The sequence below is a fragment of the Natrinema soli genome, from assembly GCF_028618695.1.
Genome location: NZ_JAQIVI010000267.1, coordinates 1 through 6,741 on the forward strand (window position 1 = coordinate 1; position 6,741 = coordinate 6,741).

The 6,741-nt window shown below is 64.7% G+C and carries 9 protein-coding genes and 1 pseudogene; 3 read left to right on the forward strand and 7 right to left on the reverse strand.

Annotated elements, in window-relative coordinates:
• Together PGX04_RS16500 and PGX04_RS16505 are read right to left on the reverse strand one after the other, a co-directional pair.
• Nucleotides 1-122, reverse strand: a 122-nt coding sequence (locus PGX04_RS16500) for an SDR family NAD(P)-dependent oxidoreductase (RefSeq protein WP_273739519.1), incomplete at its 3' end; no start/stop codon positions are given.
• A 172-nt stretch (nucleotides 123-294) separates the two neighbouring features.
• Nucleotides 295-669 carry a CBS domain-containing protein gene (locus PGX04_RS16505; protein WP_273739511.1) on the reverse strand — a complete coding sequence of 125 codons (375 nt, stop codon included), beginning with the start codon at nucleotides 667-669 and terminating at the stop codon, nucleotides 295-297.
• 148 nt (nucleotides 670-817) lie between these two features.
• Here PGX04_RS16505 and PGX04_RS16510 point away from each other — a divergent pair, with 148 nt between their 5' ends.
• A complete protein-coding gene (locus PGX04_RS16510) occupies nucleotides 818-1,675 on the forward strand; it encodes an RNA ligase family protein (protein WP_273739512.1) in 858 nt (285 codons plus the stop codon).
• Nucleotides 1,676-1,793: 118 nt separating this feature from the next.
• On the opposite strand, the gene PGX04_RS16515 is transcribed toward PGX04_RS16510, so the two are convergent.
• Nucleotides 1,794-2,252, reverse strand: coding sequence for a Tfx family DNA-binding protein (locus tag PGX04_RS16515; protein ID WP_273739513.1), 459 nt, complete (start codon nucleotides 2,250-2,252; stop codon nucleotides 1,794-1,796).
• Nucleotides 2,253-2,422: 170 nt separating this feature from the next.
• A complete protein-coding gene (locus PGX04_RS16520; RefSeq protein WP_273739514.1) occupies nucleotides 2,423-2,779 on the reverse strand; it encodes a hypothetical protein in 357 nt (118 codons plus the stop codon).
• Between the two features lie 97 nt (nucleotides 2,780-2,876).
• Here PGX04_RS16520 and PGX04_RS16525 point away from each other — a divergent pair.
• Nucleotides 2,877-3,492 (forward strand): annotated as a pseudogene (locus tag PGX04_RS16525) (AAA family ATPase).
• A 338-nt stretch (nucleotides 3,493-3,830) separates the two neighbouring features.
• Here PGX04_RS16525 and PGX04_RS16530 read toward each other — a convergent pair.
• From PGX04_RS16530 to PGX04_RS16540, 3 genes are all read right to left on the reverse strand, one after another.
• Nucleotides 3,831-4,823, reverse strand: a complete 993-nt coding sequence (locus PGX04_RS16530) for an MBL fold metallo-hydrolase (protein ID WP_273739515.1) — start codon at nucleotides 4,821-4,823, stop codon at nucleotides 3,831-3,833.
• A gap of 91 nt (nucleotides 4,824-4,914) precedes the next feature.
• Nucleotides 4,915-5,082: a hypothetical protein gene (locus PGX04_RS16535; RefSeq protein ID WP_273739516.1), complete on the reverse strand. Its 168-nt coding sequence runs from the start codon at nucleotides 5,080-5,082 to the stop codon at nucleotides 4,915-4,917.
• Between the two features lie 283 nt (nucleotides 5,083-5,365).
• The gene (locus tag PGX04_RS16540; protein WP_273739517.1) at nucleotides 5,366-5,860 is read right to left on the reverse strand and encodes a TRAM domain-containing protein; all 495 of its coding nucleotides are present in this window, start codon (nucleotides 5,858-5,860) and stop codon (nucleotides 5,366-5,368) included.
• A 206-nt stretch (nucleotides 5,861-6,066) separates the two neighbouring features.
• Between PGX04_RS16540 and PGX04_RS16545 the strand changes: the two genes are divergently transcribed.
• Nucleotides 6,067-6,741: electron transfer flavoprotein subunit beta/FixA family protein (locus PGX04_RS16545; protein WP_273739518.1), on the forward strand; the 675-nt coding region annotated here is incomplete at its 3' end.

A 6,741-nucleotide genomic window follows, 5' to 3' on the forward strand; every position in this document is an offset into this window, starting at 1 on the left:
GCGTCCCGGCCACAGATCGCGACGTTCGCGTCCTCCTCGGCGAGCGCCTGCGCGCTCGCGAAGCCGAGGCCGCTCGAGGCGGCGGTCACCAGCGCCGAATTGCCGTCGAGTTCGAAGTCCATACCCGTGCCGACGGCCGGGGCGTACAAATCTCTCGGGGAGCCGGCAGGTGATCGATACGCGAGCAGCTGTATCGATAGCCAGCCGGTCAATAAGGGGTGACGGAGCGATCACTGCGATCGGGACGCACACTACACCCTCGAGCGGCCGCCGAGAGCGAGCGGTTGACCGCGACTACGAGAGGTGGGCGGTGACGTCGGTCGAGGAGACCATCCCGACGTAGTCGTCGTCGACGACCGGGAGGTGCTTGATCCCGTACGTGGTCAGCATCGCGGCGACCTCCTCCACGTAGAGGTCCGGGGCGGCGGTCTCGACGTCGGTCGTCATCACGTCGGCGACCCGCGACTCCGAGATGTCCCGACCGTCAGCGACGGCGTCGAGGACATCCGTACTGCTGATGATCGCCCGCGGCGAGGTCCGAACGACCAGTGCGTTGATGTCCTTCTCGCGCATCCGCTGTGCCGCTTCCATTACCGTTGCGTCCGTCGAAATCGTCTCCAGGGGCGTTGACATCACGTCTTCGACGGTGACTCTGTCATCGGGACTCATACCCGTAGACACGGAGACGGAAGGGATGACGTTTTCCGTCGACTCGGTAGATCGCGAGTCGACGAACAGTATCCTCCCGATGAGCGGTTCCGAGGGACCAGGGTGAACGGGAGATAAAAGACGGTGGACCCCCTCGAGGACGACACAGTTGAAGCGATACCCATCCATCCCGCGCGTCGAGAATGCGCCCCGCGAGCTCTTCGATGACGGGCATCTCTGGCTCCTCGAGAAAGTCGACGGGGCGAATTTTCGGTTTCAGTTGCAGCGGTCGGGGCTCGTCCGCTTCGGCGATCGAAACCGGTGGTATTCGGATCCGGACGCGATTCCCGGCCCGTACCACCACGCCGTCCGCCACGTTCGGGAGCGTCTCGACCGGGACGCGCTTCGACGCGCCGTCGACGACGTCGAGTCGATCGTCTTCTTCGGCGAGGCGATGCACCGGCACGCGATCGAGTACGAGTGGGACCGCACCCCGTCGGTCCTCGGGTTCGATATCTGGTCGGACGAGAACGGCGCGTTTTATCCGCCCGATACTACCGAACGGATCTTCGAGCGGGTCGGGCTCCGGCCCGTGAACGCCGTCGAACGTGAGCGGCACACTCGAGATTTCGATCCGGAGTCGTACGCCGTCCCGCAGTCGAACTGGTACGACGGACCCGCTGAAGGGGTTATCATTCGGAACAAACGGGGACAGCGGGCGAAACTACTCCATCCCGCGACCCGAGACGTCGAGGAGACGAGTTCGGTCGACGCGTCCGCTCCGGAGCTGGCCGCGACGTACGCGACGCGGCAACGGATGGAGAAAATCGCGAGGCTACTCGAGGACCGCCAACAACCCGTGACCGTCGAGGCCGTCCACGAGCGCGTCCTCGAGGACATCGTTCGCGAAGCGCACAACCGCCTCTATCGCGGGAGCGGAACCGTCGAGATGGACCAGTTTCGATCGGCAGTGGGGAGACTGGTGCAACAGTTTCTCGAAAACAGGCGCGAGTCTCGCAGCCACTGAACGTCATTGTACAGCCACTGAACGTCACTACACACTCGATTGCCCAGCCGTCGGGCGATCGGTGTGAATCGTTTCGGTCGATACCGTCGGAATTCGGGCTGCAGCGAGGGGTGACGGATCAGTCGTGATGGCGAACGCGGACCATTCCCTCCGAGGTCACTCCGACGATCAGCGGCGTCGATATCTGTCGGCCGGAGACGGCCGACCCCGCGGCGTCCCCGACGACTTTCATCAGATCCGGCGCGGTGTGATCGACCTTGACGCCGGCCTCGTCGCAGGCGTCGTACACCATCTGCGGGACGTCGTAGAGGTCGGTCCCGGCGGGGACGCGAACGCGGACCGGCGCGCGAAGCGCCTCCGCGAAGGCGACGGTCTCGCGGGCCTTCGAAACGTTCTCGCGGGCGCTGGACTCGATCGAGGAGACGTTCGCCCGCGAGGTCCCCAGCGCCTCGGCGATGTCGGCCTGCGAGACGCCGCGTTCGCGCAACGCGAGCACCTGTGCTTGCCGGTAGGTCAGTACACTGGTCTCCGGATCGAACCCGATCTCCTCGAGGAGTTCCTCGACGTCGTCGATCACGGCGACTCCCCTCCCCCGGCTCCGCGGACTCGCGTGGACATGTGAACAACTAGCTTCCGGTGGGATCAAAGCTTCCACGGTCCCGGCACCGGCGTCTCCGATTTCGGTATCGGTGGAAACCGCTCGTTGATCGGGGAAAAGGAGGGAAAGTGGTCGGTCGGGCGATCGAGTCAGTCGGCCGACTGGCCGGACGCGACGTACTCGTCTTCGGTCGGAGACCCAGTGACGGTTCCTACCGCCTGTCGGAGCAGCGATCGGGCGAACCGGACGACGTTCGCGGGGCCGTCGTGGGGACCGGGCGAGCGGTAGGAGACGATCAGCGACCACATCGTCGCGACGCCGAACGAGCCGAGCGCAGAGAAGCGCATTCCCATCGTCGCGTACGTCGCGGCGTAGATGGCGCCGATCGTCATCGACGGAACGCTCGAAGCGAGCGGGATGTTCGCGGTCACGTCACGCACCGTCGGTGCGAGGAAGACGATCGAGAGGACGCTGCCGGCCAGGAAAATCAGGTCTTGCCACATCATACACGTTTCTAACTCGGACACGAGTAAATACTTCTCGGTATTAGATGGCGTCGATCGGTTGGCCGAACCGTATATGCCGTTCCGGTGACTGACAGCGATCAGGAACGTTTCCGCCGCCGCCGAGACGTCACAGGGCGTCCTCGCGGAGATTCGGACGGCAGTCATCGGGGAACAACGGCTCTTCGAACGATCCTCACGGCCGTCGTCGGCGAGGGCCACGTCCTCCTCGAGGACGTACCTGGGTCCGGGAAGACCCTGACGGCGCGGACCCTCGCGACGGCGCTCGACCTCGAGTTCAAGCGCATCCAGTTCCGCCCGATCTGCTGCCGGCCGACATCACCGGCACCCACGTCTACGACGAGCAGGCCGGCGAGTTCGAGTTCGAGGAGGGACCGATCTTCGCGAACGTGGTGCTGGCCGACGAGATCAACCGCGCGCCGCCCAAGATCCAGGCCGCCCTGCTGGAAGCGATGGGCGAGAAACAAGTCTCGATCGGCGTCGACCCCGAGATTCGGGCGTACCTCGTCGACGTCTGCCGAGCGACGATCGCGAGCCGCGATTACGTCGCTCCGGAGGACGTCCACGCGGTCGTCCACCCCGTGCTGGACCACCGCATCGTCCTGACGACGGAGGCGGACGTCCGCGACGTCGATCCACGCTTGATCGTCGAGGGCGCGCTGAACAGCGTGCCGGTCCCCTCGATGGAAGACTGAGCAGCACCGGCGACAATCTTCGCGACCGCCGCATCTCCTGCTCGTCTGTCCGCGGGTGTTCGATACAGGGAAACCACGTCTCACTCCAGACCGGTCATCCGGCATGCGGTGGCGCGCGCTGGGCCGCGGTGAACCGCCGGTGAACCGCGGCCCGAAGTCGTGCGAGGGATGAGTGAGCGAGTGAAACGAGCGAATGAATCGGCTGGGGAGGGCGTGGCGATTCCGTGTTGCCACGATAGCAGGGACCTCTTTCATCGAACTCACTACCGAACACCCTGCGCCGTAAGCACATCGAGCTCGTGATTACGCGAAACGGATCGACCGAAAACGGTGACGGCTCAGTACTCGAGGCTCCAGCGCTCCGCCTCGAGCGCCGCGAGCTCGTCCGAAACGCCGTCGGCGAGCCGGTACTCGCGCCCCTCGCGGACGACGGTCCCCTCGCGCTCGAGATGCTCGAGGTGAGCGTAGGACTCGCCGGGACCGTGGAGGATGTGGATACTGTCGAGTTCGCCGAACAGCTCCGCGCTGACGGTCCACGTGTCGCACGGACCCGTTCGATCCAACGCGTCGAGCACCCGCCAGGAGCGCTCCTCGTGGTGGTCGATGATGTACTGCGCCCGCCCGGTCGGGTCGTCAATTGGGTCGCGGTGTCCCGGCCACGCGCGGTCGTAGTCCGCGTCGACCATTCCCTGCAGCGCACGGAGGTACTTCTCGAGCGGCCGGTCGACGCGGACGTCCGCCCCGCCGACGTTCGGCGTGTACACCGGCAGGAGCGTATCGCCGGAGAAGACCACCCGCCGACCGTCGATCTCGGCCTCGAACATGCTGAGGCCGGCCGCGTGACCGGGGGTATGGACGACCTCGAGGTCGGTCCCGTCGACGGAGAACGTCTCGCCGTCCTCGAAGCGAGTGACGGTCGGCGTCTCGACGGTCGTTTCGCCGTCGGTCATCCGGTCGAGGAGGACCTCCTGCTTGGCCTCGGGCATCCCCCACTCCTCGAAGTAGCGTTTCTGGCGGTCGTACATCGCGTCCCAGGCGTCCTCGTCGCCCTCGATGAGCGCCGCGTCGGCGGCGTGTGCGTACACCTCGGCACCGCTTTCGGCCTGAATCTCGCCGGCCAGCCCGCAGTGGTCGTGGTGCCAGTGCGTGAGAAAGATCCGGTCGACGTCGGCGAGTTCGAGTCCCCGATCGGCGAACGCCGCCTCGAGTTGCTCGCGAGTCGTCGGCATCCAGTCGCCGGTATCGATCAGCACCGTTTCAGATCCGTTCGCGAAGAGATAGGCGTTGTTGTCACCCTCGAACGCCGAGTTCGACAGCGATATACGTTCCATGCACCCACATCTCGCGCGAACCGAGAAAACGTTGTCTGAAGCGGAACGGTGCGGGGCGATGATCGGTACCGCCACCGGTGAGCCACAGCCCCTAGCCGCGAAACGCCCACGTCACGAGGACGACCGCGAACAGTCCCGTCCCGACGGCGACGGCCGCGAGGGCGAGCAGTGCAACGCGGAGGTCGGCTGTCGTGACGAGCGTCGCGGCGGCGTCGTCGACCGGTGCCGGCAGCGGCCGCCGATGACGCGGTTGTTGCACCGGACGCCTGCCTATCGGCCGCACCCTCGAAAATGCCGCTCGCTGGCAAGTCCGACGCGAGGGTGGGCAACGCCCCCGCTGCGAGAACCAGTCCACCGATCGCACAGACGAGCGCGATCACTGCGAGTAATTGACGGCCACTGCGAGATCTACTCCCAATCGATTACCGGACAGTAAGCAGAAACGATATTTGCATCTTGTTGCCATCGGACCGAGCATCGCCCGAACGGCGTCCGGACTCCGTGAGAATCCACCGCGCCGACTGTCCACTCGAGGCGGTGTGTTAGGAGCCCCAGAAATTATCGCGGCTGCCGAGTCGCTCGCGCTGCGGGCCGCCGTCATCGTCGTCCGCACCGGTTTCGTCGTCGGTGGCAGCATCGTCTTCCGTCTCCGCGCCCTCCGCTGCGTCTTCGTCCGCCGCTTCAGCGTCGTCGTCGTCGGGATCCATCGGCAGGATCTCCAGCTCCTCCGCTCGTGCGTGATTGCTGTGGACCCGGGTGATCTCGACTCGAGCGCGGGCTTCCGGTAAGATACCGTCGACCATGACGATGAACCCGTCGTCGGTTCGGCCGACGCCGGCGCCGCTTTCGTGCATGTCGACGACGTCGATGACGACTTCCTCGCCCGACTTGACCGGCTGGGTCTTGAGATCGTCGATCGGCTGATTGTATTGGTTGCACCACTCCTTGCCACCCCGGTCACCGTAGTGTTGACATCCCATTCCCGAGATCCGTTCGGAAAACTCCGGGCAGTCATCGGCGAGTGGACAGTCTGCCATGAACGGCACTACCAGTGGTGGCGTTAAACCGTTTCCGTCTTCCGGATCGTGAACGAGAGAGAGCGAAACGCTGGTAGCTATCGGTCGGAGAATCGACTGCAGATATAACGCATCATGAATGGAATCTGAAGAATGGTAACTGAACGGCTTCTGGGTGACGGGCGGTTTCGAAAAGGTTTACGGTATGGACGTAGCAGTGATGGATGATGAAAATTCTCGTTACGGTCAAAGAGGTCGCGACCGTCGAAGACGAGTTCGAAATCGAGGGAACGGAAATCGCTGACCAGTACCTCGGCGCCGATCTCAACGAGTGGGACGACTACGCGATCGAAGAGGCCGTTCAGCTCCAGGAAGACGGCATCGCCGACGAGGTCGTCACCGTCACCATCGGTCCGGAGGACGGCGAACAGACCATCCGCCAGGCACTCGCGAAAGGTGCTGACCGCGCCGTCCGCGTCTGGGATGACTCTCTCGAGGGTGTCGATCTGCTCGACGTTAACGCCAAGACGGAGATTCTCAGCGCCGTCATCGAGGAAGAGGACCCCGACCTCGTGCTCACCGGCGTCCAGGCCGGCGACGACAGCTTCGCCGCGACCGGCGTTTCGGTGGCCGAGAACCTCGGCTTCCAGTGGGGCGCGGTCGTCAACCACCTCGAGCACGACCTCGAGGACGGCATCGCCTCCGTGCGACGTGAACTCGAGGGCGGCGTCGAGGAGCTCACCGAACTCGAGCTGCCGGCCGTCTTGACGATTCAGACGGGGATCAACGAACCGCGCTACGCGAGCCTGCGCGGTATTCGGCAGGCTCAGCGCAAGGAACTCGACGTCAAGGCCCTCGCCGATATCGGCGTCGACGAGAGTACCATCGAATCCGAACTCGAC

Bases quoted from the DNA above. Each gene is read 5' to 3' on its own strand.
- PGX04_RS16530 (WP_273739515.1), bottom strand. From the start codon at position 4,823: ATGGAACGTATATCGCTGTCGAACTCGGCGTTCGAGGGTGACAACAAC.
- PGX04_RS16505 (WP_273739511.1), bottom strand. From the start codon at position 669: ATGAGTCCCGATGACAGAGTCACCGTCGAAGACGTGATGTCAACGCCC.
- PGX04_RS16540 (WP_273739517.1), bottom strand. From the start codon at position 5,860: ATGGCAGACTGTCCACTCGCCGATGACTGCCCGGAGTTTTCCGAACGG.
- PGX04_RS16520 (WP_273739514.1), bottom strand. From the start codon at position 2,779: ATGATGTGGCAAGACCTGATTTTCCTGGCCGGCAGCGTCCTCTCGATC.